The organism is Comamonas sp. Tr-654 (assembly GCF_011752915.1).
GTDB lineage: Bacteria > Pseudomonadota > Gammaproteobacteria > Burkholderiales > Burkholderiaceae_C > Comamonas.
This window is the reverse complement of record NZ_VWWQ01000001.1, coordinates 863,850-889,808: the sequence shown is the minus strand read 5'-3', so window position 1 is coordinate 889,808 and position 25,959 is coordinate 863,850. Positions and strand designations below refer to the sequence as shown.

Genomic DNA, 25,959 nt, shown 5'->3' with positions numbered 1-25,959 from the left:
GTGTGTCTTTTCAGTGCAGAAGCTCAAAGGCGTGGGTAAAAAAGTCCATTGAGCCAAAGTTACCTGACTTAAGCGCAACGTGAACCCCCTTACCCAGAGCATACGGCGAATGAGCGTGACACCAGGGCACACCGGGTGCAATCTGTGGACCTATGCGCATCTGCGTAATTTCAAGTGCCTGGACGCAGGCGCCAGATGTCTCGCCCCCGGCGACGACCAACTGTCCGACACCACCTTCGACCAGACGCCGAGCGATTTCCGACAGCGTCTTCTCGACGATATGACCTGCCTCCGCTACCCCAAGCTGTTGTTGCACCGCCTTCACGGCCTCGGGTTCCGCCGTTGCATAGAAGAGCAAGGGTGAGCTTGGGTCGCATGTGCTTGCCCATGCCATCGCGCGGGCCACAACATCGTCCCCTCTGGCAAGCTGTAGCGGGTCGACTGCAAACGATGCACCGCCGGTCTGCTTAAAGTGAGTTACCTGTGCATTGGTCGCAACCGAGCAACTGCCGGACACAATGGCCTGTCTTCCGATAGCCGTTGGGAGCGCTGAAGCTTGATTGTCGGGTTGAATTCCGTAGTTCTGGGGGAGTCCGATAGCAACGCCGGAGCCGGCTGTAATGAGTTTGAGGTCTGAGACCGCCAAGCCAATGGTGAGCAAGTCGGCATCGTCGACAGCGTCAACGACTGCAGCCTTCACTCCTTGTTGGCGCATTTCCTGGATGCTATCGCGCATGAACGGCAGACCCTGTCGTACAACTGTGTGGTCTAGCAGTCCGACCTGGCCCGTCATTTGAGCTTGCAAAACCCGCACGAGGTTTGAGTCCGTCATCGGGGTCAGCGGATGCTTGCTCATCCCGGATTCGTGCAGCAGTACATCGCCGACGAACAGGTAGCCTTTGAACACAGTGCGGCCATTTTCAGGAAATGCGGGACACGCAATGGTGAATTCGGTGTCTAGCGCTTGCATCAATGCTTCGATGACCGGCCCGATGTTCCCGTCGGGGGTCGAGTCGAAGGTCGAGCAATACTTGAAGTAGGTTTGCTGTGTGTCCTGTTCTTTAAGCCACTGAAGCGCCTTGAGAGACTGCTCAACAGCCTGCTCGGCAGGTATGGTTCTCGATTTCAACGCGATAACCACCGCGTCGGCATCCGAGGCCAGCGGGGAGGAGGGAACCCCGATGGTTTGAACCACGCGCATTCCCCGGCGGACCAGGTTGTTGGCGAGGTCCGTGGCCCCCGTGAAGTCGTCGGCAATGCATCCAAGGCGCAGCTTGCTCATATCCAGGCTCGCGAAGCTAATTAGATGGTTGCAACGGCTGCCGCCACTGCCGCTGCGAAGGCCTTGCAGCCCATAGAGCCACCAATGTCCGCCGTCCGTGTCTGTGGATTGGCCAATACATGGTCAACTGCTGCCTCCATTGCTCGACCAGCGCGCTTGGCATTTTCATCGCCTTGCTTTTCGCCAATCCAGTTCATCATCATGGCGACAGAGAGAATCATGGACGTGGGGTTGGCCTTGTCCATGCCCGCAATTGTCGGGGCGGAGCCATGCTGGGCTTGAGCGCAGCAGTTGGTGTCGCTCGCCATGATGGAACCTGCTAGCCCTAGGCTTCCGGACAACTCACTGCAGAGGTCCGACAGGATGTCGCCGTAGAAGTTGGTAGCGACCAGAACGTCGAAACGTTCGGGCTCCTTAACCAAATGCGCCGTGGATGCATCCACCAGCAGGTCATCGAGTTTTACTTCCGGGAAATCCTTGGCCACATGGCGAACCGCTTCTAAGAAGAGACCGTCGGTCATATGGAAGCTGTTTGCCTTGTGAATGGCGGTGACACGCTTTTTGCGCGTCATAGCTAGCTCGAACGCTCTACGTGCAATGCGCTCGCTGCAGTGGCGCGTGATTTTGCGAGTCGAAAGGGCCATGTCGGGGCTGGGCATGACTTCCCCCCATCCCTTTGCCATGTTCCGGTCAGGATAAAAGCCCTCTGTGGCCTCGCGCATGATGACCAAGTCCATGGAGCGTCCCTCTCGCATGTTGGACTGCAGGAAAGGTCGTGTACGCGCGGGGCGGACATTGGCATACAGGTCGAGCCCGATGCGATAGGCCGCCGAAACATTGCGTCCACCCTTTTCTGGAGAGGGGTAGTCCGCGTGGGACTGGGTGCCAAGAATGATGCCGTCGTAGGCCTTGGAGCGCTCAAGCAGCTCATCTCGGACGGTCACACCGTACTTTTCAAGGCTGCTGAATCCCAGGTCTTCGTAATCGAGCTCCAGCGAGATGCCAAAGCGCTCGGATGCTGCCTTGAGCACTTGCACGGATGCATCAACGATTTCGGGGCCAATTCCGTCGCAGGGCAGAACGATAAGTTTCATGGTTTTGTCTCCAGTTGCTCTTGTTTAAGAAGTCGCTCTATTGGTTTTGCTCAACGGCGCGTTTGAGCAAGCGCACCGCACTGTCTGGGCTGCTCAAGACAGGACGGCCCGTCTCGGCTTCAAGGGGGGCTCGCATATGGGAAGTTGAAAACTGTCCCAACATGACGACGTCGTGTGTGGAGAAGCGCTTGGCTGCCGCGTTCACAAGACGGTCGTGCTCTTGCGCATGACCGTCTCGCAATGCTGCAAGTGCGCCTGCTGGGCATTCAACATCTAGCGTGAACTCAATGCCTTGCTGCTGTGCCAGCGTCGATAGCTCATCGCGCATGCTTTCAACGGAGGCTGCGAACGTAGAAATCATGCCAATTCGCCCGGGGCGCCCAAGCTTTGCGCAAAGCTGTAGCGCCTCCAAAAACATGGCTTCGTTGGGCTTGAGTGTGGGAACGCGCACTACGGCTGCGGCAGCCTCGATGGCGGGGCCGAAAGCTGAGCATGTGAAGAGGATTCCTTCAGCACCGGACTCCTCCGCGTGCTTTGCAAGCAGCTCGAACCTGTGAATCAGCGCTTGGTTGATTCCTCCTGCCGCTTCCAAATCGGGCGTGAGGCTGTCGTCCATGACGTGCGTTCTCAGCGCAGTTGGCCAAAGCCTTTGGAACGCCTCGTTGATAGGCTCCATCGCCAGAAGGGTTGCATGTATCAAATGTAATTTTCGTGCAATCACTTTCACATTTCTCCGCGATAGGGTTGGTACGAATTGTACTAAGTCACTACTTAAAAACAATTGAGGGAATTCGATAGGTAATTCAAAAAGGAGACAAAGACATGAGCGTGACGAGTAAGCTGTTTACGAAGGTGGCATTGGCTGCGAGCGCTACTTTGCTGATGACCGCGGGAGCTCAGGCACAGACTGCGGCAGGTGAATATCCCTCCAGGACGATTACATTCGTAGTGCCCTATGCGGCGGGCGGAAGTTCGGATGCACGCTCGCGGCAGATAGCCAACAGACTGTCCGTAGCATTCGGTCAATCCGTCATCGTGGAGAACCGGCCAGGTGCTGGTGGCAATATCGGGACCGAGTACATCGCGAGAGCGAAGCCGGATGGCTATGTCGTAGGCCTTGGCAACTTTGCTCCGCTTGCAGTCAATAAGTCGTTGTTTCGAAAGCTGAACTACGACCCCGCAACAGACCTCGTTCCAATCATCATGATTGAGAAGGGGCCGCTGGTTCTCTCCGTGAACAGGGCGTCGCCACACAAGTCGGCCCCAGACCTCATCAAGGCCGCGCAGGCTAAGCCAAACTCTCTGAGCTATGCCTCAGCGGGCATCGGTGGCTCGCACCACCTGGCTGGCGAACTATTTCAGGACAAAGCTCAAATCCAGATGACTCATGTTGCTTACAAGGGAGGCGCTCCGGCAACCAACGACCTGATTGCGGGCAATGTCGACCTCATGTTTGAGTGGATTTTTGCCGCGATGCCTTACACGTCCGGTCCTGAATCCAAGCTGCGTCCCTTGGCCATTACGAGCCAGCAGCGCTCACCCTTGCTCAAGGATGTCCCAACGTTCGAAGAGCTCGGCATCAAGGGGATGGAAATTTCGAACTGGTTCGGAGTGGTTGCTCCAAAAGGGACACCTGCTCCTATCGTCGCAAAGCTCAACGCTGCAATCAACGTAGCGCTCAAAGAGCCAGAAATGATTAAGGCGATTACAAGTCTTGGTGACGAAGTAGTTGGTGGAACTCCAGAGCACTTCGACGCATTCATCAAAGCTGAGACAGCGCGCTGGTCTGCTCTGGTGAAGGCCCACAAGATAAAGCCTGAGTAAGGGAGCTCTGTTGCGGCTCAAGTTGGCTCGGACTTTATGACCTTTCTACGTCATAACTCTGAAGCCGGCTCAAGGCGCAATTGGCCTTGAGGTCAATTCCCACTCAAGGCCGTATCGAAGATGCTGCTTGGGCCAGAGCAGCAGTAGCAATGCTGCTGCTCCACACCAAGCGACGGTAGCGAGGCTTAGCGTCGCAAACAACGACATACGAATCGCCAGCAAATACACAACCGTCAAGTAGACCGCATAGGGGATAAGGGATGCCAAACCAAAAAGCGCGGTGGCGCGCAGGTCGGTCATATTGCGTTCTGTCCCGATGATGTAGTGCGCAATGAGTGCAAAGGTTGGGAACAGCGGCACTAGGCCTGCAATGTAGAAGTTCCGGATATTGGAGACCGCGTGGATGGCTAGGACGGCCACAGCGCCTACGATGCACTTGAGAAGGAGGTCCATGCGTGTTGATGAGAGGTCACGCGAGCAGTGCGGACGCTTTCTTGACTGTCGCGCGTGACAGCTTCGAGGCTTTGGGCACTACTGGTTCCATGACTGCGAGCATAGAACCAGGCAGTGCCCATGGGTTGCATGGGCATCCCAGAGGACTAGCGTTCGCTGTAGAGCACGCCTCCGCGCGACTTGTTGTCGGCCTTTGATTCCACAATTTGGACAACAATTTTGTCCAAAGGAACGCCAAATGACTCTTCCACAGCAGTCGTGATTTTCTGCATCAGTTGCTTCTTCTGCTCGTGGGTTCGTCCTTCGACGGCGTAGACGACGATTTCAGGCATGAAATTCTCCTATACGGTTCAAAAAAAGCCTGCCTCTGAATGATGGCGGGCGAGGTTTGAGATAGCCGGCTGGATGGCGATGAGCTGTTAAAAGCTCTTGCTGTCTACGATGGCAAAGTGCTCAACATGAGGGGGCTGAGCGAAGAACGGGCCAATGATGGCGCGCCAGTTCGCAAAGGCAGGGGATTGTCGGAAGCCAATGGTGTGGTCACCCACAGTCTCCCACTGCACGGTCAGCACGTAACGCCCTTGTGTCTCGACACAAGACAGGATGCTGTGGCCACGATAGCCCGTAGCTCTGGAGAGGACAGTCTCCGCGGCGTGCTTGAGAGCTTGGCCAAACTCTTGGTGCTTGGCAGGTTCTATCTTGAAATCTGCAACTTCAACAATCATTGTCTTTTCCTGTATTACTGACGCCCGACATGCCTCACGCAGTCGGACGCCTGCTGTTTTTCGCAGCGTTCTGGATGCTCAGTTTGTCTTTGCCGCCCAGTACGTGCGGATGTTGCAGAACTCGCGTACACCCGCCGCAGCCAGCTCACGTCCATAGCCTGACTTCTTGGTGCCACCGAAGGGCAAGCGAGCGTCCGAAGCGCTGGCTGCATTGATGAAGGCTGCACCCGATGTGATTTTCTTGGCGACAGCGATGCCACGCGCCGTTGATGCGGTCCAGATGCTCAGAGATAGACCGAACTGGCTCGAATTTGCCAAACGAATCGCGTCAGCATCGTCCTTGGCAATGGCAATGGCTGCGACGGGACCAAACGTTTCTTCATCGAAGACCGCCATGCCTGGGCCAGTGTTCGCGACAACCGTTAGTTCGAAGAAGTAGCCGGGGCCCTCCACCGCATTGCCGCCTGCAAGCAGCTTTGCGCCAGCTGCCACAGATTGTTCCACCTGGCGGGTCAGCGCATCGCGCAGGTCACCTCGTGCAAGAGGCCCCACCTGGGTCGCCGGGTCTGTCGGATTACCTATATTCAGAGCTCGAGTGCCCTTCACAAAGAGACGTGTGAACTCCTCGGCTACGCTCTGCGCAACTATGAAGCGCTTCGCGCAGACACAGCTTTGCCCCGCATTGTGAAAACGGGCCTTCACGGCTGCTGCAGCTGCAGTTACCACGTCAGCATCGTCGAGCACGACGAATGCATCAGAGCCACCCAGTTCCAGAACAGACCTCTTCGAGGCACGGCCAGCTGCGGCACCGACAGCCGCTCCAGCGCGGTTCGACCCCGTCAATGTGACAGCGGCGATGCGGTCATCATTGATGAGCCGGTCAATGGTTTGAGGGACTTCAGGCTCTGCCACCACCAGTGTGGTCAGCAGATGCGCAGGTAGTCCGGCATCGGCCATGAGCTGCTCCAGTGCCAGTGCGGAGCCTGTCACATTGGGGGAGTGCTTCAGGAGAATGCCGTTCCCAGCTACGAGGGAGGGAATGGCAAATCGCATGACCTGCCAGACCGGGAAGTTCCAGGGCATCACCGCCAGAACCAAGCCCATAGGTTCGTAGCTCACCCACGCATCGACGCCTTCAATGGAGGCCGGTTCATCCGACAACAGCCGGGTGGCGTTGTCCGCGTAGTAGATAGCAGTGACAGCGGACTTTTCCATCTCCCCGGCAGCCTCAGCCAATGGTTTGCCCATTTCTGTAGTAACCAGAGCGGCAAACTTGTCCTTCTGGGCACGCAGTTGCACTGCCAGTCGGCGCACGGCTGCGACGCGGACTTCCAGAGGCTGCTTGCCCCAAGCGAGCGCTGCGGAATGCGCCAGCTCAACAGCACCGTCCACCTGCTCGGGCGTCCAAGCCTCATAGGTATTCAGTGCCTGACCCGTTGCTGGATTGATGGTGGTGATTACGTTAGTCATTTCACGAATTCCTGATGCCAGGGCAGTCAACTGTCTGGCTGACTGTCCTGGCATGGTTTGACACATCAGATAGCTGCAGCGACACGTTCACCGAAGGCCTTGCAACCGAGCTTGCCGCCGAGGTCGGCAGTGCGGGTTTCTGGGTTCTTCAGGGTCTCGTCGACCGCTGCTTGGATGGCCTCGCCGGCCTTCAGCAGTGCTTCCGAGTTATGGCGCTCGCCCAGCCAAGTCACCAGCATCGCTACCGACAAAATCATCGACACGGGATTGGCCTTGTCCTGGCCCTGGATGTCAGGTGCAGAGCCGTGCTGGGCTTGAGCGCAGCACAGGTCGTCGCCAGCCATGATGGAGCCAGCCAGGCCCAGGCTGCCAGACAATTCGCTGGCAAGGTCCGACAAGATGTCCGCGTAGAAGTTCTCGGCCACCAGAACGTCAAAGCGCTCGGGGTTGCGCACCAGGTGGGCGGTGGATGCGTCGACCAACAGGTCGTCAAACTGGACTTCAGGGAATTCCTTGGCCACGTTGCGAGCGCATTCCAGGAACAGACCATCCGTCATGTGGAAGCTGTTGGCCTTGTGAATGGCTGTCACCTTCTTGCTGCGCTTCATGGCCAGCTCGAACGCGCGGCGGGCGATGCGGTCGCTGCAGTGGCGGGTGATTTTGCGTACGGACAGTGCCATGTCGGGCGAGGGCATCATTTCGCCCCAGCCTTGAGCCATGTTGCGGTCAGGGTAGAAGCCTTCGGTGGCTTCACGCATGATGACCAGGTCCATGGTCTTGCCGGGCTTCATGTTGGACTCGATGAATGGACGTGTGCGGGCAGGACGCACGTTGGCATACAGGTCCAACTTCACACGGAAGGCTGCGGAGATGTTGTGACCGCCCTTTTCGGGACGGGGGTAGTCGGCATGGGACTGTGTGCCCAGGACGATGCCGTCGTAGCCGCGTGCAGCCTGCAGTGTCTCATCGCGCAGCGTGGTGCCGTGCTTCTCGAGCGCCGCGAAGCCGATGTCGTCATAGTCGTAGGAGAAGCCGAGGTCGAACTTCGCGTCAGCTGCCTTCAGCACGCCGATAGCTGCATCAACGATTTCGGGGCCAATGCCGTCGCCGGGGAGAACCAAGAGTTTCATGGGATGTTCCTTTGAAAATTAAGTAAGTTGTTGCTCGGGTATCAGTCGAGCTTGATGTTTGAATCTTTGATGACGCGTTCCCAGCGGGTGGCTTGCGTCTTCATGAAAGTTGCCATTTGCTGGGGTGTTCCGCCCACACGGATGGCTCCGATGCCCTCCAACTGGGTGACCAATGCGGGGTCTTTGAGAACTGTGTTCACTTGAGCGTTAATCCACTGTGCCGCCGTGTCGGGGAAGCCTGCGGGAGCAACGAATCCATACCATGCTGGCACATCGAAGTCTTTCAGCCCTTGCTCAGCAAAGGTGGGGACGTTCGGTAAGCCCTTTAGACGGGAATCCGCTGCGGTGGCCACTGCACGTACTTTTCCGCCCTTCACGAAGGCGAGCGCCGAAGTCGATGTGTCGAACATCATCTGAATTTGGCCACCGATAAGGTCCGTCATTGCCGGTGCGCTTCCTTTGTAGGGCACATGCATCAGGTCGGTCTTGGTCGACAGCTTGAACAGCTCACCGGCCAGATGCACTGAAGTGCCTGCACCGCCAGAGCCAAAGTTCAGCTTTCCAGGGTTGGCTTTCGCTGCGGCAATCAGTCCGGGTACATCCTTGATGGGGGAATTCGCCGGAACGACAAGGACGGAGGGGGCGTTCGCAATGTGTACCACTGGGACGAAGGCGTCCGTCTTGTAGCGCAGGCTCCTGTAGAGATAGGGGTTCACGGAGAGCGTGAACTGACCCAGCAGAAGCGTGTAGCCATCGGGATTGGCCCGCGCTGCCAGCTCATTGCCGATATTGGTTCCGCCGCCAGCGCGGTTGTCGATGATGAATGTCTTCCCAGTTTTCTCGCTGAGTTTGGCCACGATGAGGCGTGCGATGTTGTCGCTGCCGCCGCCCGCCGAGAAGGGAACGATGACAGTGATGGGACGCTCCGGGTAACCCTGGGCAAATGACATGCAGGGTAAGGCAGCAACAGAGGCTACTGCACAGGCTAAGGCAATACGACGGTTCACTTTTTTGTCTCCTAAGGTTAATTGGGCACGCAGGCTTACTTCTTGTTGTGCTCTGCGGAAACGTAGTTGGTCTGGCCGGAGTCGGTCAGCGTGCGTGTGGCATCAACCCGCGCGTAAATCCAAAGAATCTTCATCGGCTCGGTGTCCGACAGGTTGCGGAACCGGTGCGAGAGATTTGGGGGCAACCAGGTGGTGTCCAGTGGCTGCAGGCGAACCGATTCCTGGCCTTCGATGTCCAGCATCGCGTCACCTTCCAGCAGCATCACTGACTCTTCACAGTTGTGGCTGTGAAACGGAATCTCAGTGCTGGGCGAAAACGTCGTGATGCCGTTGATAAACGCCTTGGCACCGCAGGACGGTCCAACCAACGGAATGGTGGCCGCACCGCCGCCGCGTTCGTGGCGGGGCAAATCAGAGGGACGCAGAACCGCTGCTTTTGGGGAAAGAGTTGTCTCTGTCATTGAGGTCTCCGAGGTTGGGGAAGGCGTGGTTGATGGGCTAACTCGACTGGTTTATTTGAATAATAAAATACCAATGGTTGGCTTGTAAACCCACTGGAAGTTCATGGGTATGGTTTTTTTGCTCATCACCTAGTTGGTGATATGGCTATTTCGGTTGATTCGGTGGGTTTTGGTATCAAGCGCCTAAGTTCTCTGAGGCATAAGGTATTTTGGCGTACTAAATACCACTCAATTTTCAGAAATTAGGGTGTTTGTAGGGGTTTTCCCGGTATTTTTTAGATTGTCTGATGGTTTTTAATAAATAAAAAAGACCACTTCTCATGCGCCAATAGAGGCGCGATGAGCACCACAACATCAAAAATCCCTTTAGGAATCCGACTCATGCAGTCCGCAACCATGGAGGCAGGGCGTAGCGAAGCTCTGTCTGACACACGTCAAGCATTACGAGAAAGTGCCATGCGCAAGAACGCATGGAGGCTCCTGCCGCTTCTGACGTTGGCATTCGTTTTCAACTACATCGACCGTACGAGCGTGGGGTTCGCCGCCCTAACGATGAACCAGGACTTGGGCTTGACGGCCACCCAGTTCGGATGGGGCGCGGGCATTCTCTTCGCGGGCTATTGCCTGTTCGAAATGCCGAGCAATCTGGCCATGTACAAGGTTGGGGCGCGGCGCTGGCTGACCCGCATCATGGTGACGTGGGGCCTGGCAGCCGCTGGGACTGCTTTTGTGCAGGGGCCTACCAGCTTCTACGTCTTGCGGTTCCTGTTGGGGGTTGCTGAGGCTGGTTTCTTCCCCGGGGTTACCTTTTTGCTGGCGGCCTGGTTTCCCGCACAGTACCGGGTGCGAGTGCTGGCGTTTTTCATGCTCGGCGTACCTATCTCCTCCATCGTTGCAGGGCCCATGTCAGTCTGGTTGCTCCAACTGGATGGCTTGATGGGAATGCACGGATGGCAATGGATGTTCCTGGTCCAAGGCCTGCCAGCCGTTCTGATTGGATTGGTGCTGCTTGCCAAGCTGCGCGACCATCCGCGAGATGCGGATTGGCTGACTCACGACGAGCGCGAAGAACTGCTGCGGATGCTCGATGAGGAGCCGCGCCATCAACCTAAAAAGGCCCTGTGGGCAGCGCTGAAAGATGGACGGGTCTTGCTGCTGGCGGCCATCCAGTTTGGCTTCGTCCTCGGCTCCTATGGCATTGGAATCTGGCTGCCTCAAATCTTGAAGCAGCACGGTCTCTCGCTGTCGCACATTGGCTATCTGTCGACCATCCCCTACATCGCGGCCGTCATCGGGATGATGGTCTGGGCCCGCATCGTGGACAAATCCGGCAAGCAGGTGATGCACCTTCTGCTGGCCTGTCTGCTGGGGGCAGTGGGATTGGCCGCCTCAACAGTCTCGTCCGGTCTGGCTGCCGAGCTCTTCGGCATCAGCGTCGCTGTGCTGGCGGTGAGCTCGGCTCGAGCGATTTTCTGGACGATTCCCACACGGTTTCTCACAGGCGTTGCCGCGGCAGGAGGTCTGGCCTTCATCAATTCCATCGGGACCATGGGCGGCTTTTTTGGCCCGTACCTGGTGGGCGCCATCAAAGACTACACAGGTTCCTTCAGTGCTGGCATTTGGGCAATGTCCGCGCTCCTCGTCATGTCCGCTGCACTGACGGCATCCCTTTGGAGGCTGGTGCCAAAAGAGTAGTGGTCAGGACAGTGTTGGCGCCCGCCATTCAACAACGACCAAGAAATCATGAGACAAGCACTTTTCAGCCGTAGAGCTATTTTGGAGACAGCAACTATGACGACCATCGCCTCTGTCGCCGGCCTTGCGGGATGCACCACGCTCGCAGCCTCTGGCAAGAGTCATCCGTCGAATGTGTCTACGGACTATGTCAGCGCTCCACGTACGCCGCTTCCCAAAGGCAGCTGCGACTGCCATGTCCACATCTTCGACCCGGGTCGTTTCCCCTATGTGCCTGAGCGTACCTATACGCCGGGTACGGCGACCGTGTCTGACCTGCTGGCCTTTGAAGGCAAGCTCGGCGTCGAGCGAGTGGTGCTGGTTCAGCCCAGTGGCTACGGCACTGACAACCGTTGTCTGGTTGATGCTCTGAAGCAGCTGGGCCCGCAGCGTGCCCGCGGCGTCGCGGTCGTTGATGTGGACAAGGTCTCCGCGGCTGAGATTGAGCAGTTGCACGCGGTAGGTGTTCGTTCGATTCGTCTGAATCTCGAGGTCAAGGGCGAACATAGCTCTGACCGTGCAAAGGCCGCACTTCAGAGCGCTCTGAAAGTGGTCGCTGCAAAGCAGTGGTCTATTCAGATTTACGCCGACCTGAACCTCATTGAGGCACTGGCCGACGTGCTGGCTTCGGCAAAAACTCCCATCGTGCTCGACCACTTCGCGGGACTTAAGGCCGAAAAGGGCTTGAACCAGCCCGGATTTGCCACAGTGTTGAAGCTGCTGCGCAATGGCAATGTCTACGTGAAGCTCTCCGCGCCGTATCGACCCTCGAAGCTGGCTGACTATGCTGATTTGCAGCCCTTTGTTCGTGAGCTGGTCGCCGCAGGTCCTTCCAAGCTGGTCTGGGCCTCGGACTGGCCGCATACGGGCAGCTCTGGCAATCGCAGCGGCGACCTGTCCAAAGTGGAGCCCTTCCGCTCCATCGATAGCGGCAAAGTGTTGGAGCAACTGGCTGGCTGGGTTGGGGATGCTTCAATTTGGAATCGAATCATGGTGCAGAACCCCGCCGCCCTCTATAGCTTCGTCTGAAGTGCTGCGGGATGCTAAATATCGAAATTCACGCGGTAACATCTGAGCATCCCGCAACCGGCAGCGCCGCGGTTTAAACCGGCGCTGCTCACACTTCTCAAAAGCTGCATCAAATGAACCGTGCAAGCCTAGGCGAACAGCTTGCCAACAATGTTGAGCAATGGATTCGGTCAGAGCATATTGCCGAAGGTACGCCTTTGCCCGAGCGCAGCCTGGCTGCGCGCTTTCGTGTGTCCCGCTCGCCGGTGCGTGAAGCGTTCCAAATTCTCGCCGAGCGAGGCCTGATAGCACAAAGGCCAGATGGCGGCTATGCAGTTTCGGAAGTTGCTGAACGCTCTGTCGAGGTCACTCTGCCTCCAGCGGATGAGGATGAGCCTGTTTACCTCATGATTGCCGAGGACCGGCTTGCGGGTAAGCTCCCTGACCGTATGACGGAGAGCGAGCTCATGCGCCGCTATGGCCTGACTCGCACTCAGTTGGCAGAAGTGTTGCGCCGCATCGTTCAAGAGGGCTGGATTGAGCGCCTACCTGGCCATGGATGGCAGTTCCTGCCTGTCTTGACCAATGGCGCCGCCTACGACCAAGGCTATCGTATTCGAATCCTGCTGGAGCCGTCGGGGATTCTAGAGCCGACATACAAATTGGATGAGGAAGCGCTGCGTAAATGCCGCGCAGAGCAGCAGGCGCTGGCCGACGGCGCAGCCGAATGGGCGTCGCCAGCCCAGTTGTTCGATGCGAACTCTCGATTGCACGAGGTCATTGCAAGCGCCTCGGGAAATATCTTCATTCAGGAAACGCTTCGAAGGGTGAATCGTTTGCGTCGTCTCATGGAATACGGCAAGTCGGTGAATCGGACGGCCGCCATTCAGAGGTGCAAAGAACACCTGACTCTTATTGACTTGTTGCTTTCCGACCAGCGGGAGGCTGCAGCTGACTTCATGCGATTGCACCTGCGCGACGCAGCGCGCGAGAAGTCGTCTCGCAAAGCGGCCGAAATAGACGGTAGGAAGTAGTAGGCTAAAGAGCTATTGTCCTGGGCTTCGGAGCCTTGTGGCGGCGACGGGCTGCAGGCCTACCTTGGCAGAAGTTCATTGAAGACCTTGAATACTTGTTCCGCAGTGTCCAAGGTCTTCGCCACTTCAATGTTTGCAGGGTCCAGCATCTCTGCATGTCGGACCAGCCACGCGGCGGGAGCGAAGTGACTGAAGGTCGGCATGTTCGCTGGCAGCACGTTGAAGTACGCCTCCGCCTTTTTCACCAGGCGCGGGGTAGTCGCGGCCGCGTTGAGCTTGTCGACGGTAAGCTTGTTCTTACCCGTCAATCCGTAGGTGGCGTTTACGATGTCTACAAACAGGGCCGGCGTAAACAAGTCTTCAATGTCGGCTTCGGGAACGTCAAGCAGTTCTGCAATCGTATGGAACTGCCCAGCCTTGAGAATCTCCGCTTTGCGAAGGTCGTCGACCTTCCGACGGTCACCTGCAGCCTGGTCAGACAGCACTGCGATGTTCAATTCAGTGCCTGCAAAGAGGGTCGCGAAGGGTCGAATCTTGTCAATGCCACCAGCGGGACACATGGTCCACCGTTCATCAAGACCACTACGCTTCAACTGGCGTAAAGCATCGCTGAGTGCCTGGATGTAGAGGATGTCACCAGGGCCCTCGACCAGAAGGGTGTTCTCTCCGACGAAGAGTGACTGTGTGAGTTCGTAGCCAAGCGCCGCTTGGAGCGGGAACAGCGTGTCCGGGTCATTGGTCAGCACATCGTCTCGAACCTTGGTGCCGATGGGCGTGCGTCGACCACCGCGGCTTATCTGCACGATGTCTTGCACCACTCGCACAGCAGCAAGGTTATGCGCAGGAACCATGAAGGGCGAGTGCGTTGAATAGATGACTTGGTGATAGGGAGCGAGCTTCTCTTCGAAGAACTTCATCAAGTCCGCTTGCGCTTTGCCGTGCAGGGTAAGGCCTGGTTCATCCAGCAAAAGGATGACAGGTTCTCCTGCCTTTTGGACTTGGGCGAACTTGACCAAGAACGAGAAGAACCAAACAAAGCCTGCACTGCGCTCAGAGAACGGCGTATCAACACGGTGCAGTGAATTGAAAATCCTTGCCCGCGCGACCATACCGTCGTTGAACGGAGCGGCATCTCCCGGCATGCCCTTGTCAACGGTGACTTCAACCGACAGGTCCGGATTCTGGGTCCAATATTCCAGTATCTGGTCAGTGATGCGGTTCGAGGCCGACTGCAAAACAGCGTTGTATGACTCGAAGGTCTGCTGATTTGTCACCTTCTCAAGGGAGATGCCGGCGTACTGCAGGAACTCGAGAAAGAGCTTCTTGCCTTGGTTTGCTGAGGTGTTCAACTGGTCTGCGCTCAGCTGTTGCAGTAAATCTAAGCGAACAGCTCCGTCCATGCGGTCGTATGACGAGACGTACATGAACTTTGGCAGCTTGCTGCGAATATATGCCTGCATCCAGGTAGTGACCGAAACATTGGTGCTGAGCCATTTTTTTAGTTCAGCAAGGCCGCCGGACACCTCCCTGTCCTTCAGGGCTTCCAAAACCATGGTTGAGGTCTTGCATTCCGCTAGAGACGAAATTTCTTCCTCTGCCAAGCTATATGTCTCATAAAGATGAGGAAGCACTACATCAAATTTCGGACTGACAGATATAGCGGTATCTTTTTCGTAGCTGCGCAAAATCTGCACAGTGGGCAGGATGCAGCCCTCGCCAAAGGACTCTTCTATTTCAGCAATTTCGGCCTCATCAAGCTCCCATTCGGTTGCTATGGCTACGGCGGGATTGTCTTTAGGATGACGCTCATCGTACTGAGTGAGATAGCGCCTTGGATAGTCACGCTCTTTATCAAACTTCGCAGGAGTCAAGGGGTGGGGATTTAATGCGGCAAGTGCAGAAAGCAGCGCGCTTTTCCCGGCCTCGTTTTTCCCGACCAAGCAGACAACTTGGTCAATGTCAAAAGCTTCGCTGTCCTCGATGGAACGGAAGTTAGTAACTCGCACATTTCGAAGTTTCATCTACCTGCATCCTCTTAAGGGTGTTGATGAGCTGGCGCGTTGACAGTCTACCTATGTGGTTACGTAATTAACATCATCGAAGTCCAGGCTGTTGATTACGCGCGGAGCGCGACCGCATTACCGCTCGCTGTATAAGGCCATCGCTTGCCTCGTATGCGTGCTCACCTTCACTGCAATCAAAGCGAGACTTGCTGTCTATAGCGCTGAAGGGCGGCAGTGCGCTCACTTACGGAAATGGCCCATGCCTTCGCCACTTGTGCACATCAGTCCAATCGATAAACATCACTTTAAGAACGCTTGGTTAAGATGTAACTGTATATTTTTAAAATTTGAACGACTATTTCTCATCGTCTGGGAGGCGCGGTAGGGATGGCACGACGTGGTAATGGAATGCGACTGCTTGTGGGAGTTGCTAAAGCTTTAGACCGTGCGGCAAAAGAAGCGGAGCGCAACCGGCAACGACAGCAACGTGAAATTGAACGACAGCGCATGGCTTCGGAACGTGCCGAAGAGAAGAGGCGTAGAGAAGATGAGCGGGAGCGTGAACGTAGATTCCGTGAGCATCAAAGGGCAAACAATGAACGTGCACGTGAGGAGGCGCGCCTGCGTCAAGCACAGGAGAAAGAGGCACTCCGCCTAGAAAAGGACGCTATTCGCCAAGAGAAGGATGCCGAAAAACGCAAACTCCTTGAAGCAAAAGCTGCTGAGCGGCAGCGGTTGGAAGACGAGCGCGACCGCATTCAGCAAGCCAAGTTGGCTCTAGAGGCCGAACTTGAAGAAGCGGAGGCGTGCTTCAAAGAGCGTTGTGAGGAGCGCAGAGAGCTACGCCTGCAGTACGTTAGAAATCTCTTGAGCTAGAAAATATGAGTGAAACAATTTTCGCCGGAATGGCTGCCCTCCTGGCCGTGGTCATTGTCGCAGTGCAAAGATTTCGGTTTAGCAAAAAATACGCTGGCTACAAAAGTATTCAAGATGCTATCGAGCAGGAATCAAACAGGCTTAGCTCGCTCAAGCGTGAGCTGGAAGCTACTGTTGGCAAGGTAAAAGACGAGGAATCTAAAGCCGTCGCCGCAATTGAATTGAAGAATGCAGCGAGAACGGAGCTTGTAGTTGTCGAGGATTTGACGCAGCAAGCGCGTACTGCGTCAGCTGAGGTCAACAATGAACTAGCCACAGTCAAAGCTGACTTGGCTGCGCATCAACGTGTACGGCAGAGCTTGAATGCGGTTGTACTTCAACTCACACAGGAGAAATCTTCTCTTGAGGCGCGACTCTCACATTTGCTAAATCTTGAGACGCGTGAGCAGTCACTACATGCAGACCTGAGGGTGCTCGAGACGAAGCTCCAAAGTGAACAGCTTCAGTACGAGGGTGCTCAACAACAACTGAATGCTCAGTTGGCACAGACCGAGTCCAAGCTTAAGAAGGCTGAGGCGGAACTCTCCAAGCTGATGGGGCGCCTGGACCTGTACTCTCGCATCGATGAGTACACGGAGGTCGGGCACTTCGAGATGCCGAGTTACCTCTATGACACGTCTGCACGCTACCAATCTGAAATCAAAGAGGTTAGAGACCAGCAACGTAAACTCATTCGAGAGAAGCAGGCCATCACCTATCCGGACGACGTGATACTTGGCGCAAGCAAGCCGCTAGATAAGAAGATTCTCGATGGCCAAGTTCAATTGATGCTCAGCGCTTTTAACGTCGAGTGTGATTTGCTGATTGAGAAGGTCAATCCATCGAACTTGAGCCGTACGCTTGAGCAGATAGAAAAAAAGGCCGAGGCTCTCGAAAAGAGCTGCAGCACACTACGGTGTGGATTCAATATCGACTATGTCGAGCTGAAGTTCGAAGAATGCAAATTCCAGTTCGAACATGTCCTTAAGAAAAAGGATGAGCAAGACGCTCAGCGCATGATTCGGGAACAAATGCGGGAAGAAGTACGAGTCCAAAAGCAGTACGAGGATGCAATCCGGGACGCAGAAAGAGAAGAGCTGAAATTTACTCGTCTCTTGGAGAAGGCTCGTGAGCATTTAGCGCAGGAGTCTGAGCAGGAGCGTGCTCTATCAATGGCGAAAATCCACGTCCTTGAGGAACAGCTTAAGGAGGCGCAAGAGCGCAGCATCCGCGCAAAAAGTATGGCGGAGCAAACGCGTCGAGGGTTCGTGTATGTCATCTCGAACATCGGCGCGTTTGGCGAAGGGGTCTACAAAATCGGGCTTACACGCCGTTTGGACCCGCAGGAACGAGTGGATGAGCTGAGCAGTGCCTCCGTGCCATTTCCATTTGATGTCCACGCTATGTGCTACTCCGAGGACGCTCCCGCTTTGGAACATGCGCTTCACAAGAGGTTCAGCGACCATCGTGTGAATGCGGTCAACTTCAGAAAAGAATTCTTCCGGGTTCATCTCGATGACATTCAGGCCGCCATCGAGGACATGGTCGGCAATGAAGTGGAGTTCTTGGTGACAGCCAAAGCCGAGGACTATTTCCAGTCAAAGCGTCTAATGACCGCTTAACTACCTTGCATCTATCGTCGTATGTCTCGGGGCCTTCCATTCATAGGCCTTCGCCATGGCGTTAGCGAATTTCGGTCGTCTTGGTTTTGCGGCATGTTGGGTGTCCGATGGACTGGAGGAGGGCGTTCAAGCTACGTCTCATGGTCTCCCTGTCTTCGCTCAACCTAGCTTTGACGAAGAACGTAGCGCTGCTACGTCGTCTACGAAAATGGGCCTCGAACCTTTGGAGGTTGTAGCCATGTTGCTTCGTCACTGCTGGTGGTGCATTGCGTGCATGACTACCAGTGCCTGAAAGCTATCGCTGATGCACGCTTTGTACCGATGGAGACAATAGCTTCCCCTAATGTAAAGATGCTGTAAGGCGTTTCGGCTCAGCCGCTCCTGCCAAGATAATTCGTGCACGAGGAAATTTATCTGTCGTTTAACGAATATGACCCAAACACTGAAAGAACTCGAGGCTTCGCTGGCTGCTCTCGACGCAAAAATCACGTCCGCTCGGAAGGCAGAATCGGCAGAAGCCCTGAACAAAATACACGAACTCGTGGGGCAGTTTGGCTTCACCGTGCAGCAACTTTTCCCCATCGGCTCTTCAGAAAAGAAGAAGAGAGAGCCCAAGTACAGAGATGCTGACTCCGGCGCCACATGGACCGGAATTGGTAAGCCTCCGTCCTGGATTGCAGGCAAAAATCGCGAGGACTTCGAAATCGTTCAGCGCTCTCAATCACAAGGTCCGTTCTTGGCTGAAATGGCTGCTGCGGCAGGTCGCAATCGCGCCTAAATGGCCATTTCCTTCCAATGTCTGGCCGACTTGAGCATCAACTTACGGATGCATTGACGGACGTTGAAGTGAGCGAAGGGTCCCAAAGCAGAGGACCGGGACTGGCTATACTGGTGAGAAGAGCCGCTCGCCGGCTCGCCCGCCCACACTGGCTAAGTCGTTCGCGACAGCGTGAATTCTTCTTTGAGTCCTGGTTTTGACCTGTGGTCACTACGGCTCGATGTGTGGGCGCGTCGTTCCATGGTGACCCTGGAGTTGAACCATGGCTACCCCTCTCACTCCTGCTCAAGTCGAGCAGCTGAAGCGCCTTGCGAAGAAGCTGGCACGCGAACAGTCCATCCCCCTGCATGAAGCTCAGCGACGCTTGGCCGCTGAGAATGGCTATGAAAACTGGTCGCTGCTGCACAAGCGCAGCGTGAGTACGCACAAAGGTGTACTTTTAGTCCGCGCTGTACCCCTTGCAGCATCTGAGACACCAGAGCTTCCCGTCATTGTGACTGGTGGCCTAAATCGCGAGTACCTACACGGTGACCAACATGAAGTCCACCTGAATCGATTCTTCTGCCGAAGCTGCGATGAGTTTGTTGCTCCTGAACATTTCTTTGAGCACCATGACCGGCAAGAGACACTTGGGCGTGCGCTTGACGCCCTGACGCTATGGCATCTTCCTTCGAACGAGAATGCCGAGATGCGGCCAGACAATGCCCACAACATTCTGGAAGACGATGCACGCCGAGAAGAAATCGCCTTTCAGCATTCACGTGGGGCATTCCATCGTTGGCTTGAGCGGCACAAGGGGAAACGCTCACGAATCGGCGATTTGGCGGTTGACGTTCTCGGAGATAAAAAATTTCCCGTAGCGGTCAAGTCCGTCGAAGAGGCTGTTTCCTACCTGCACTCTCGCTTTGCATCTGATGGGGCAGTAAAAGCGATGCAGCAGGCCTGGCGGCAGTTTGAGACAGTAAAAAGTGCCTGACTTGAAGACCTTCGCTGACTGAGTAGAAGTGCGCTATTTTTAGGTGCCAGGACTTAGCGCACTAATCTCAACACTATGTCTTTGGTACTTGGTCGGGAAGGTCGTGTGCACCACCTTCGGTGATGCCAAGGCACCATGTCCGGTGAAGCGGGTCAAACGGCAATTCCGGGCGCAGCGGCCGCGCCAGCTTTGGTCAGCGACTTTATGCACGTTTCGACCTGGCAGGGGTGGCTGTAAGTGGACTTCGTCATCAACGTGTTTGCCTGGCGCATCGTCGGCTTGCGAGTGAGCAGTTAATGTGGACTGACTTCGTGGCTGGAGCAAGCGCTATTCTTTAATCCACTCATGCGAATTAGACCAAGCGCCCACTCGAGAACAATTTCGAAATTTAATAAACAGGATTGTCGCCTCTCCGAATTTTAAGAACAGAGGCGTTTCTTCCAATTTATGATGAACAAGTAACCATTAGTAATAGCGCGTCAAGGACGACTTCCATGACGTGCGACTTGCAAAAATTGAATTTCACCGGAGGCTGTTTTGAGCCTGAAGCTAACGAGCGGTCTTATTTTTTTAGCTGTTACGGCATTGTCCGCATGCAATGAATCGGCCGCACCCGCGGATGTGGCCACAACAACAGCAGAACTTGCTCGCCTCAAATCTGAGAACGAAACACTCAAAACAGACAAGCAGAAGCTCCAAAGACAAGTCGAAGAGTTGCAGCAAACACCTGAGGCGCTCTTAACAAAGGTAAAGGCGCTGATTGCCTCGGGCGACCTAGGCCAGACGACGCCCTTGCTCGAAACGATGAGGACTCGCTTCGGTGACACACCGCAGCTAAAAGTTGCAACTACCGCGGTGGCTCAGGCGCAGGCGGAATCTGAGCGGAAGCAGGCTCTTGCCGAAGAGCTGGAAGCCCGCGGCTTCTACGCAATCAAGCCCACGATGTCTCCGGTGATTGGCAACAACACGCTCAAAGTGGAGTCCTTGAAGCTAGCAAACACTTGGACGTTCGACAGCCGCAACGATGGTGAATATCACTATCGCGACGCCGAGAAGGGCAGCTCCTATCTCCTGATGAATGTGACCGTTCAGAGCACCGACAAGGACCCCATGCTGCCTGAGGTGGCGGTCTACACCATCGATGGCAAAGAAATGACTCGTGTCGGCGCCTTCAGCTATGAGTTTCGTCGCTGGCAGTCGTATGGGACGTTCATTGGCCTCTATCACGACTTCAAGAACGACTTCGCTCGTGCGTCTGCCGTTCCTTTTAATGCGGCGGCATCTGTCACTAACGTCTATGCCAAGAAGCCCTTCGCCGTCGTGGCCTCCGGAAAAAATTGTTATGAGCGCGGCGACGCCATTGGCCAGCCTAACGTTCGTTACACCATCGGAGTCGAGTGCTTAAGCAAGACTGTCTTGACCATTGATGACTTCAAGTCAGGTGGCTTCCAGGTCGTGTCATTTTTCAATAAGCCTAAAGGAGTCTGACATGCGCCTAATTTGGAAAGCAAGCGCTGCAGTAGTATTCGTAGTAGCCAGCGTTGCTGGATGGAATCATGTGAGTGTGAATGGCCCGGTGGCGAAGCGCTTGGCTCAGACTCCAGCCAACGAAAGGCTCAACGTACTGGCGTATCACCAGTATGCGGTGCTCCCGTCTGTTCTGGTGCTAGACCTGCGAAAAGTTGGCGAAGATGCTTCTGCCGCAGATTCCATCCGGGTGCTGTTGCAAAGTGCAGAGGCTCTCAAGGATAAGAAGTTTGAAAGGGTGGTTCTGGCTCACCGAGGCAAACAGAAGCTCCAGCTTGAAGGCGACTATTTCAAAAAGATTGGTGAGGAATTTGAGTTCCAGAATCCGGTCTATACCATGCGAACTCTGCCTGAAAACGTCCAACACCTGGACGGTACCCCGGCTTACGGAACATGGACCGGAGGAGTCCTTGGTGTTCTAGGCAAGCAAATGGAGGACCTGATGTCTTTCTCTAAAGACTGGTATCTCCAAGATTTGATTGATGCAGCTGCAAAGAAGTAACGTGGCCGTCCCCAGCTAACCATGTCGGGAGTCAAGGGGATTTGTGCAACGAGGACGAGCAGTTGGCGCAACTGTTACCTATGGTCAGAAGGATAGTCTTAGACGACCTAGCGTCCTCTTCTGGAATCAATCTCCGGGTGCATGGGAACCGCGAAATCCAAGTATTTACCCTTGCTTTTGAGCGTTGGTGAACAAAAGGCTTGGCGGATAAGACTCGGCTGCATGCGCATCCGCGCGTGGTGGTCATTGGTGGTGCCGGCTGCAGCACCGAGGTCGGCATCCCCGACTATCGTGACCGCAACGGGCAGTGGAAGCGTCCGCAGCCCGTGACCTATCAGGCCTTCATGGGCGACGCGCTGATGCGTCAGCGCTACTGGGCGCGATCCATGCTGGGCTGGCGCGTGATGGGCCAGGCGCGGCCCGGTGCTGCCCATCAGGCGCTGGCGCGGCTGGAGCAGCAAGGTCGGCTGGAGCTGCTGATTACCCAGAATGTCGATGGCCTGCATGATGCGGCCGGCAGTCTGAACATCGTGGACCTGCATGGTCGCATCGACACCGTGCGCTGCATGGATTGCGAGAGGCGTTCTGCCCGCGCCGATCTGCAGGTGCGGCTGCTGGCGCTGAACCCGGCCTGGGCCGAACTGTATGCGGCTCCTGCCCCTGATGGCGACGCCGATCTGCAAGGGCAGGACTTCAGCCGCTTTGTCGTGCCGGCCTGCCCGCATTGCGGCACGGGCCTGATTAAGCCCGATGTGGTGTTCTTCGGTGAAACCGTGCCGCGTGAGCGTGTGCAGGCCTGCATGGCTGCCGTCGCCAGGGCCGATGCTCTGCTGATCGCCGGCTCTTCGTTGATGGTGTATTCGGGCTACCGCTTTGTGCTGGCAGCACATGAGCAGGGCAAGTCCGTTGTGGCCATCAATCAGGGGGTGACGCGAGCCGATGCATTGCTGGATTTCAAGCTCGAGGCCGATGTGGGGCAGGTCTTGACGAGCCTGAGTCTCTAGCCGCTCCTGCAAGGGGATCAGCCCGGGGCGATCCGCACCCGATGGGCATTCGCCCCGGACTCCGTCGTGATCCGCACAGGCAGAAAGCGCTGAATCACCGCGAAGTTGCTCAGCGCGTGGGGCGTCAGCTCCGTACAGCTGTAGCTGGCGGGCTGCCCGCGCAAATGCACGGCCAGCGCCAGCGGCAGCACCCACTGGTCAGCCAGGTGCGGGCCGAGTGCGCCGTCGCTGCTTTGGTAGCGGCGCATTTCCTGCGCCAGCTGGGTGGCCACGGTTTCGGCGGTTACGCCTTTTTCGCCAAATTCGGTAAAGACCTCGGTCACCTGCTCGTGCACCAGCGTGCCCAGCAGCGCATTGCCGGGACCCTCGTTCTGGCGCACGCCAGCTTGGCGCAGCTGCCCGGGTTGCCAGTCCATGAGGGCGGCCAGCTTGTTGAGTTCGCGCCGGGCAATTGACGAAGGCAGGGCCGGAGCCAGGCAGTCCGCATATGACTCGAGAGCACTGCCGCGCTCGTTGAGGTCAAAAGGAGTCAGCACCTCTCTGGCACCGCCGATCACGGCCTCGAACTCGCCGCCTCCGGCAGGGTAGAAGCCGTGGCGCTGCAGTGTCAGCTGCACAGGCGCGCCAAGGCGGCGCAGCAGCGGCGCATAGCTGCGCTCAAGGAAGTGGAAGGGGGGAGCCATGGGGTTGTGCGTGCCGCCCCTGAGCTGGATACGGCTTTCGCCAGCAGCCAGCATCAGCGCGGGCCACACCGTCTGCAGCACCAGGGTGCAACTGCCGGCCGAGCCCACATTGAATGCGTAGCTGCCGACGCGCACGGCGCCGGGCGTGAACTGCAGTGCCTGCGAATTCAGCTCCGCGCCTTCCACCTGGGCGCTGCTGATTTCGGTGGCTGCGTGAACACAGGTCAGGTGCTGGCGCATCAGCCCGGGCTTGGAGCGGCCCGCGCGGATCTGGGTCAGGGCAAAAGCGTGGCCTGTGCACATGGACAGGGTCAAGGCGCTGCGCAGTATCTGGCCGCCGCCTTCGCCCTGGGAGCCGTCGATTTCTATCATTGTTCTATTCCTCTTGTTCTTGATTTTTTCTTGGTTATTGGGGGCTGAAGCGCGTTACGGCCTCCAGCAAAAACGCATCGGTGGCTTGCATCGTTTCGGCGCTCAATGGCTTGGCCTGTGGCGCATATTGTTCGGCCAGGGCCAGCTCGGTCTGCAGAAATTCCTGTATGCGAGGCCAGGGGGCGCTGGTGGCCGCCTCGCCAGCGCGCATCTTGACCGTCAGCAAGGCATTGAGTTCGCTCAGCAGGTCGGCATCATGCAGCAGCGCCGTCGCCAGCTCGGCAAAGCGCATGGGCGGCACGCCGCCGATCTCGCGTATCCAGCGCGCGGCCAGCAGGGGGCGCAGTGCGTAAAAGTATTTTTTGTACTTCACGACTTCGCTGTCCGGACGCAAGTGGTTCTTCATGGTCTTGCGCGCCATGGACAGATAGTGGTGGTAGCTGCGCACTGGCGAAAAGCTCTGCAGCGCCAGCTCGTGTAGGCGCTTGACCCAGGCGGTTTCGCTGCAATAGACCACGGGCGAGCGCAGCCACTCCAGCAGCACCGGATTGGAGGCCTGCATCAGCTGCAGAGCCTTGCGCAGTTCCCAGCCGCTCACGTCCAGCTCGGCGCTCACAGGCAGCTCGATCACATCGCGGCCCGCGCGGGTGCGCAGATACCAGGGCAGGCGCGGCACATAGACAAAGCGCACGTCATAGTCGCTGTCGGGCGAAGCAAAGCCCCAGCCGCGGCTGCCTGATTCGCAGGCAAACAGTACCTTCACATCGTGTTCGCGCTCGAGTGCCTTGAGCTGGGCTTGCACGGCGCTGCGCATGGCATCGGATATCGGGTGTGCACTTAGCACGCTCTCTTGGGGTTTGAATTCTTGTTCAACGGTTTGCATGATGGTTCTCGTTCTTTTACAGGCAGCGAGAACCCATGCTCCCGCTGCATTTGCTAACCCTTGACGCAGATCACCTGCTTGAGGGTATGGACCACTTCCACCAGGTCCTTCTGGGCGGCCATGACGGCGTCGATGTCCTTGTAGGCCATGGGGATCTCGTCGATCACGCCCTCGTCCTTGCGGCATTCCACGCCTTCGGTGGCCTTGATCTGGTCAGCCACCGAGTACAGCTTTTTGGCCTTGGTGCGGCTCATTACGCGGCCCGCGCCGTGGCTGCAGCTTTCAAAGCTCTCGGGGTTGCCCAGGCCGCGCACGATATAGCTGCGCGCGCCCATGCTGCCGGGGATGATGCCCATCTCGCCGCGCCTGGCGCTCACGGCGCCCTTGCGGGTGACGAACACATCCTCGCCGAAGTGATGCTCCTTTTGCACATAGTTGTGGTGGCAGTTCACGGCCTCCACATGGGACTCGAAAGGCTTGGCAATCACCTGGCGCACGGTGGCGATCAGGTTGGCCATCATCACTTCGCGGTTGCTCATGGCGAACTTCTGCGCCCAGGAAACTGCGCGCACATAGTCGCCAAAGTAGCGGGCCCCTTCTTCGAGGTAGGCCAGGTCCTGGTCGGGCAGATTGCGCTGGTGCAGCTCGGCATCCTTCTTGGCCAGCTCGATGAAATGGTTGCCGATGGCATTGCCCACGCCACGCGAGCCCGAGTGCAGCATGAACCAGACAAAGCCCAGTTCGTCCAGGCACACTTCCACGAAGTGATTGCCGCTACCCAGAGTTCCCAGGTGCTTGCGGTTATTGGTCTTTTCGAGCCTCGGGTGCAGCTCGCACAGCGCGTCGAACTCGTCCACCAGCGTGGCCCATTTCTGGTCCACCAGATCGGGAGGGTTCTCCCAGGCGCCAGGATCACGGCCACGGCTTTTGGGTGCCGACCCATGAGGCACGGCTTTCTCAATGGCCGAGCGCAGCGTAGTCAGGCTGTCGGGCAGGTCTTCGGCGCGCAGCGTGGTCTTGGCGGCCATCATGCCGCAGCCGATATCCACGCCGACGGCAGCAGGGATGATGGCCTTGACGGTGGGAATCACCGAGCCGATGGTGGCGCCAATGCCGAGGTGCACATCGGGCATGGCGGCGATATGCTTGAAGACAATGGGCAGACGCGCGGCGTTGGCCAGCTGTTGCCGGGCCTCGGCTTCCACGGGCACACCCTTGGTCCACATCTTGACGGGTACGCCGCCAGCGACTTCCAGTAGTTGGTAATTGTGTTCGGACATCTTGATTTCCTTTGGCACTTACGCAAACAAGAATGCAACAACGGGCTGCCTGCTGATGCAGTCGTCTTGCCTGAACCCGTTTTGCCTAAGTTGTTTCCTTGTTGTTCATGTCATGGATGGCGGTCTTGCAGCGACAAGAGTTGGTGAAACATCGTGCTCTACCAGGCTGAGCTACAACAGCTTTGCAACTGT

The 25,959-nt window shown here is 56.7% G+C and carries 25 protein-coding genes and 1 pseudogene; 12 read left to right on the top strand and 14 right to left on the bottom strand.

Annotation, left to right across the window (positions count from 1 at the left end; genetic code table 11):
• Window positions 1–10: 10 nt before the first annotated feature.
• From otnK to F3J24_RS03980, 3 genes are read right to left on the bottom strand one after another with little or no spacing between them, the layout of a single operon-like run.
• The gene (gene otnK / locus F3J24_RS03990; protein WP_167002889.1) at window positions 11–1,282 is read right to left on the bottom strand and encodes a 3-oxo-tetronate kinase; all 1,272 of its coding nucleotides are present in this window, start codon (window positions 1,280–1,282) and stop codon (window positions 11–13) included.
• Between the two features lie 20 nt (window positions 1,283–1,302).
• Window positions 1,303–2,376, bottom strand: a complete 1,074-nt coding sequence (locus tag F3J24_RS03985) for an isocitrate/isopropylmalate dehydrogenase family protein (RefSeq protein ID WP_167002887.1) — start codon at window positions 2,374–2,376, stop codon at window positions 1,303–1,305.
• Between the two features lie 37 nt (window positions 2,377–2,413).
• The gene (locus F3J24_RS03980; protein ID WP_370527712.1) at window positions 2,414–3,103 is read right to left on the bottom strand and encodes an aspartate/glutamate racemase family protein; all 690 of its coding nucleotides are present in this window, start codon (window positions 3,101–3,103) and stop codon (window positions 2,414–2,416) included.
• A 95-nt stretch (window positions 3,104–3,198) separates the two neighbouring features.
• Between F3J24_RS03980 and F3J24_RS03975 the strand changes: the two genes are divergently transcribed.
• A complete protein-coding gene (locus F3J24_RS03975; RefSeq protein WP_167002885.1) occupies window positions 3,199–4,200 on the top strand; it encodes a tripartite tricarboxylate transporter substrate binding protein in 1,002 nt (333 codons plus the stop codon).
• Window positions 4,201–4,269: 69 nt separating this feature from the next.
• Here F3J24_RS03975 and F3J24_RS03970 read toward each other — a convergent pair whose 3' ends face one another.
• From F3J24_RS03970 to F3J24_RS03940, 7 genes are all read right to left on the bottom strand, one after another.
• On the bottom strand, window positions 4,270–4,653 hold the full coding sequence (locus F3J24_RS03970; protein WP_167002883.1) for a GlpM family protein: 384 nt from the start codon (window positions 4,651–4,653) through the stop codon (window positions 4,270–4,272).
• A gap of 146 nt (window positions 4,654–4,799) precedes the next feature.
• Complete coding sequence (locus F3J24_RS03965) at window positions 4,800–4,985, bottom strand: tautomerase family protein (protein ID WP_167002881.1); 186 nt, start codon at window positions 4,983–4,985, stop codon at window positions 4,800–4,802.
• Window positions 4,986–5,072: 87 nt separating this feature from the next.
• Complete coding sequence (locus F3J24_RS03960; protein WP_167002879.1) at window positions 5,073–5,378, bottom strand: antibiotic biosynthesis monooxygenase; 306 nt, start codon at window positions 5,376–5,378, stop codon at window positions 5,073–5,075.
• Between the two features lie 78 nt (window positions 5,379–5,456).
• Entirely contained in the window at window positions 5,457–6,848 is a 1,392-nt protein-coding gene (locus F3J24_RS03955; protein ID WP_167002878.1) for an aldehyde dehydrogenase family protein, read from the bottom strand.
• 65 nt (window positions 6,849–6,913) lie between these two features.
• Entirely contained in the window at window positions 6,914–7,978 is a 1,065-nt protein-coding gene (locus F3J24_RS03950) for an isocitrate/isopropylmalate dehydrogenase family protein (protein WP_167002876.1), read from the bottom strand.
• Window positions 7,979–8,019: 41 nt separating this feature from the next.
• A complete protein-coding gene (locus tag F3J24_RS03945; RefSeq protein ID WP_370527711.1) occupies window positions 8,020–8,985 on the bottom strand; it encodes a Bug family tripartite tricarboxylate transporter substrate binding protein in 966 nt (321 codons plus the stop codon).
• A 35-nt stretch (window positions 8,986–9,020) separates the two neighbouring features.
• Window positions 9,021–9,446, bottom strand: coding sequence for a cupin domain-containing protein (locus F3J24_RS03940; RefSeq protein ID WP_167002874.1), 426 nt, complete (start codon window positions 9,444–9,446; stop codon window positions 9,021–9,023).
• Window positions 9,447–9,902: 456 nt separating this feature from the next.
• Here F3J24_RS03940 and F3J24_RS03935 point away from each other — a divergent pair, with 456 nt between their 5' ends.
• The 3 genes from F3J24_RS03935 (at window position 9,903) to F3J24_RS03925 (ending at window position 13,222) form a co-directional block, all read left to right on the top strand.
• Window positions 9,903–11,141 carry an MFS transporter gene (locus F3J24_RS03935; protein ID WP_370527710.1) on the top strand — a complete coding sequence of 413 codons (1,239 nt, stop codon included), beginning with the start codon at window positions 9,903–9,905 and terminating at the stop codon, window positions 11,139–11,141.
• 96 nt (window positions 11,142–11,237) lie between these two features.
• The gene (locus F3J24_RS03930) at window positions 11,238–12,209 is read left to right on the top strand and encodes an amidohydrolase family protein (RefSeq protein WP_167002872.1); all 972 of its coding nucleotides are present in this window, start codon (window positions 11,238–11,240) and stop codon (window positions 12,207–12,209) included.
• 113 nt (window positions 12,210–12,322) lie between these two features.
• The gene (locus F3J24_RS03925; protein WP_167002870.1) at window positions 12,323–13,222 is read left to right on the top strand and encodes a GntR family transcriptional regulator; all 900 of its coding nucleotides are present in this window, start codon (window positions 12,323–12,325) and stop codon (window positions 13,220–13,222) included.
• 59 nt (window positions 13,223–13,281) lie between these two features.
• Here the strand turns inward: F3J24_RS03925 and F3J24_RS03920 are convergent, their stop codons facing one another.
• Window positions 13,282–15,243 (bottom strand): AAA family ATPase, encoded by a 1,962-nt coding sequence (locus F3J24_RS03920; protein WP_167002867.1) that lies wholly within the window; start codon window positions 15,241–15,243, stop codon window positions 13,282–13,284.
• A 369-nt stretch (window positions 15,244–15,612) separates the two neighbouring features.
• Between F3J24_RS03920 and F3J24_RS03915 the strand changes: the two genes are divergently transcribed.
• The 8 genes and pseudogenes from F3J24_RS03915 to F3J24_RS03880 all read left to right on the top strand — a co-directional run bounded on the left by F3J24_RS03915 (window position 15,613) and on the right by F3J24_RS03880 (window position 22,549).
• A complete protein-coding gene (locus F3J24_RS03915; RefSeq protein WP_167002866.1) occupies window positions 15,613–16,101 on the top strand; it encodes a hypothetical protein in 489 nt (162 codons plus the stop codon).
• Window positions 16,102–16,106: 5 nt separating this feature from the next.
• Complete coding sequence (locus F3J24_RS24810) at window positions 16,107–17,762, top strand: DUF4041 domain-containing protein (protein WP_205244594.1); 1,656 nt, start codon at window positions 16,107–16,109, stop codon at window positions 17,760–17,762.
• Window positions 17,763–18,192: 430 nt separating this feature from the next.
• The gene (locus F3J24_RS03905) at window positions 18,193–18,540 is read left to right on the top strand and encodes an H-NS family nucleoid-associated regulatory protein (protein ID WP_167002864.1); all 348 of its coding nucleotides are present in this window, start codon (window positions 18,193–18,195) and stop codon (window positions 18,538–18,540) included.
• Between the two features lie 262 nt (window positions 18,541–18,802).
• Entirely contained in the window at window positions 18,803–19,516 is a 714-nt protein-coding gene (locus F3J24_RS03900; RefSeq protein WP_167002862.1) for a YozE family protein, read from the top strand.
• 94 nt (window positions 19,517–19,610) lie between these two features.
• Window positions 19,611–19,839 (top strand): annotated as a pseudogene (locus tag F3J24_RS25100) (IS3 family transposase); the annotation flags it as partial.
• Window positions 19,840–20,053: 214 nt separating this feature from the next.
• Window positions 20,054–21,004 carry a cell division protein ZapB gene (locus F3J24_RS03890; protein ID WP_167002860.1) on the top strand — a complete coding sequence of 317 codons (951 nt, stop codon included), beginning with the start codon at window positions 20,054–20,056 and terminating at the stop codon, window positions 21,002–21,004.
• Window position 21,005: 1 nt separating this feature from the next.
• Window positions 21,006–21,545 (top strand): hypothetical protein, encoded by a 540-nt coding sequence (locus F3J24_RS03885; RefSeq protein ID WP_167002858.1) that lies wholly within the window; start codon window positions 21,006–21,008, stop codon window positions 21,543–21,545.
• A gap of 200 nt (window positions 21,546–21,745) precedes the next feature.
• Window positions 21,746–22,549, top strand: coding sequence for an NAD-dependent protein deacetylase (locus tag F3J24_RS03880; RefSeq protein ID WP_167002856.1), 804 nt, complete (start codon window positions 21,746–21,748; stop codon window positions 22,547–22,549).
• A gap of 17 nt (window positions 22,550–22,566) precedes the next feature.
• Here the strand turns inward: F3J24_RS03880 and rtcA are convergent, their stop codons facing one another.
• From rtcA to F3J24_RS03865, 3 genes are read right to left on the bottom strand one after another with little or no spacing between them, the layout of a single operon-like run.
• Complete coding sequence (rtcA, locus tag F3J24_RS03875) at window positions 22,567–23,604, bottom strand: RNA 3'-terminal phosphate cyclase (protein ID WP_167002854.1); 1,038 nt, start codon at window positions 23,602–23,604, stop codon at window positions 22,567–22,569.
• A 34-nt stretch (window positions 23,605–23,638) separates the two neighbouring features.
• Window positions 23,639–24,487, bottom strand: a complete 849-nt coding sequence (locus tag F3J24_RS03870; RefSeq protein ID WP_167002852.1) for a nucleotidyltransferase domain-containing protein — start codon at window positions 24,485–24,487, stop codon at window positions 23,639–23,641.
• 53 nt (window positions 24,488–24,540) lie between these two features.
• Window positions 24,541–25,767: an RtcB family protein gene (locus F3J24_RS03865; RefSeq protein ID WP_167002850.1), complete on the bottom strand. Its 1,227-nt coding sequence runs from the start codon at window positions 25,765–25,767 to the stop codon at window positions 24,541–24,543.
• Window positions 25,768–25,959 lie beyond the last annotated feature (192 nt).

What these genes read in the sequence shown, in the direction of transcription:
- otnK (WP_167002889.1), bottom strand. Translation starts at nt 1,282, where the DNA reads ATGAGCAAGCTGCGCCTTGGATGCATTGCCGACGACTTCACGGGGGCC.
- F3J24_RS03985 (WP_167002887.1), bottom strand. Translation starts at nt 2,376, where the DNA reads ATGAAACTTATCGTTCTGCCCTGCGACGGAATTGGCCCCGAAATCGTT.
- F3J24_RS03975 (WP_167002885.1), top strand. Translation starts at nt 3,199, where the DNA reads ATGAGCGTGACGAGTAAGCTGTTTACGAAGGTGGCATTGGCTGCGAGC.
- F3J24_RS03970 (WP_167002883.1), bottom strand. Translation starts at nt 4,653, where the DNA reads ATGGACCTCCTTCTCAAGTGCATCGTAGGCGCTGTGGCCGTCCTAGCC.
- F3J24_RS03965 (WP_167002881.1), bottom strand. Translation starts at nt 4,985, where the DNA reads ATGCCTGAAATCGTCGTCTACGCCGTCGAAGGACGAACCCACGAGCAG.
- F3J24_RS03960 (WP_167002879.1), bottom strand. Translation starts at nt 5,378, where the DNA reads ATGATTGTTGAAGTTGCAGATTTCAAGATAGAACCTGCCAAGCACCAA.
- F3J24_RS03955 (WP_167002878.1), bottom strand. Translation starts at nt 6,848, where the DNA reads ATGACTAACGTAATCACCACCATCAATCCAGCAACGGGTCAGGCACTG.
- F3J24_RS03950 (WP_167002876.1), bottom strand. Translation starts at nt 7,978, where the DNA reads ATGAAACTCTTGGTTCTCCCCGGCGACGGCATTGGCCCCGAAATCGTT.
- F3J24_RS03940 (WP_167002874.1), bottom strand. Translation starts at nt 9,446, where the DNA reads ATGACAGAGACAACTCTTTCCCCAAAAGCAGCGGTTCTGCGTCCCTCT.
- F3J24_RS03935 (WP_370527710.1), top strand. Translation starts at nt 9,903, where the DNA reads ATGCGCAAGAACGCATGGAGGCTCCTGCCGCTTCTGACGTTGGCATTC.
- F3J24_RS03930 (WP_167002872.1), top strand. Translation starts at nt 11,238, where the DNA reads ATGACGACCATCGCCTCTGTCGCCGGCCTTGCGGGATGCACCACGCTC.
- F3J24_RS03925 (WP_167002870.1), top strand. Translation starts at nt 12,323, where the DNA reads ATGAACCGTGCAAGCCTAGGCGAACAGCTTGCCAACAATGTTGAGCAA.
- F3J24_RS03920 (WP_167002867.1), bottom strand. Translation starts at nt 15,243, where the DNA reads ATGAAACTTCGAAATGTGCGAGTTACTAACTTCCGTTCCATCGAGGAC.
- F3J24_RS03915 (WP_167002866.1), top strand. Translation starts at nt 15,613, where the DNA reads ATGGCACGACGTGGTAATGGAATGCGACTGCTTGTGGGAGTTGCTAAA.
- F3J24_RS24810 (WP_205244594.1), top strand. Translation starts at nt 16,107, where the DNA reads ATGAGTGAAACAATTTTCGCCGGAATGGCTGCCCTCCTGGCCGTGGTC.
- F3J24_RS03905 (WP_167002864.1), top strand. Translation starts at nt 18,193, where the DNA reads ATGACCCAAACACTGAAAGAACTCGAGGCTTCGCTGGCTGCTCTCGAC.
- F3J24_RS03900 (WP_167002862.1), top strand. Translation starts at nt 18,803, where the DNA reads ATGGCTACCCCTCTCACTCCTGCTCAAGTCGAGCAGCTGAAGCGCCTT.
- F3J24_RS03885 (WP_167002858.1), top strand. Translation starts at nt 21,006, where the DNA reads ATGCGCCTAATTTGGAAAGCAAGCGCTGCAGTAGTATTCGTAGTAGCC.
- rtcA (WP_167002854.1), bottom strand. Translation starts at nt 23,604, where the DNA reads ATGATAGAAATCGACGGCTCCCAGGGCGAAGGCGGCGGCCAGATACTG.
- F3J24_RS03870 (WP_167002852.1), bottom strand. Translation starts at nt 24,487, where the DNA reads ATGCAAACCGTTGAACAAGAATTCAAACCCCAAGAGAGCGTGCTAAGT.
- F3J24_RS03865 (WP_167002850.1), bottom strand. Translation starts at nt 25,767, where the DNA reads ATGTCCGAACACAATTACCAACTACTGGAAGTCGCTGGCGGCGTACCC.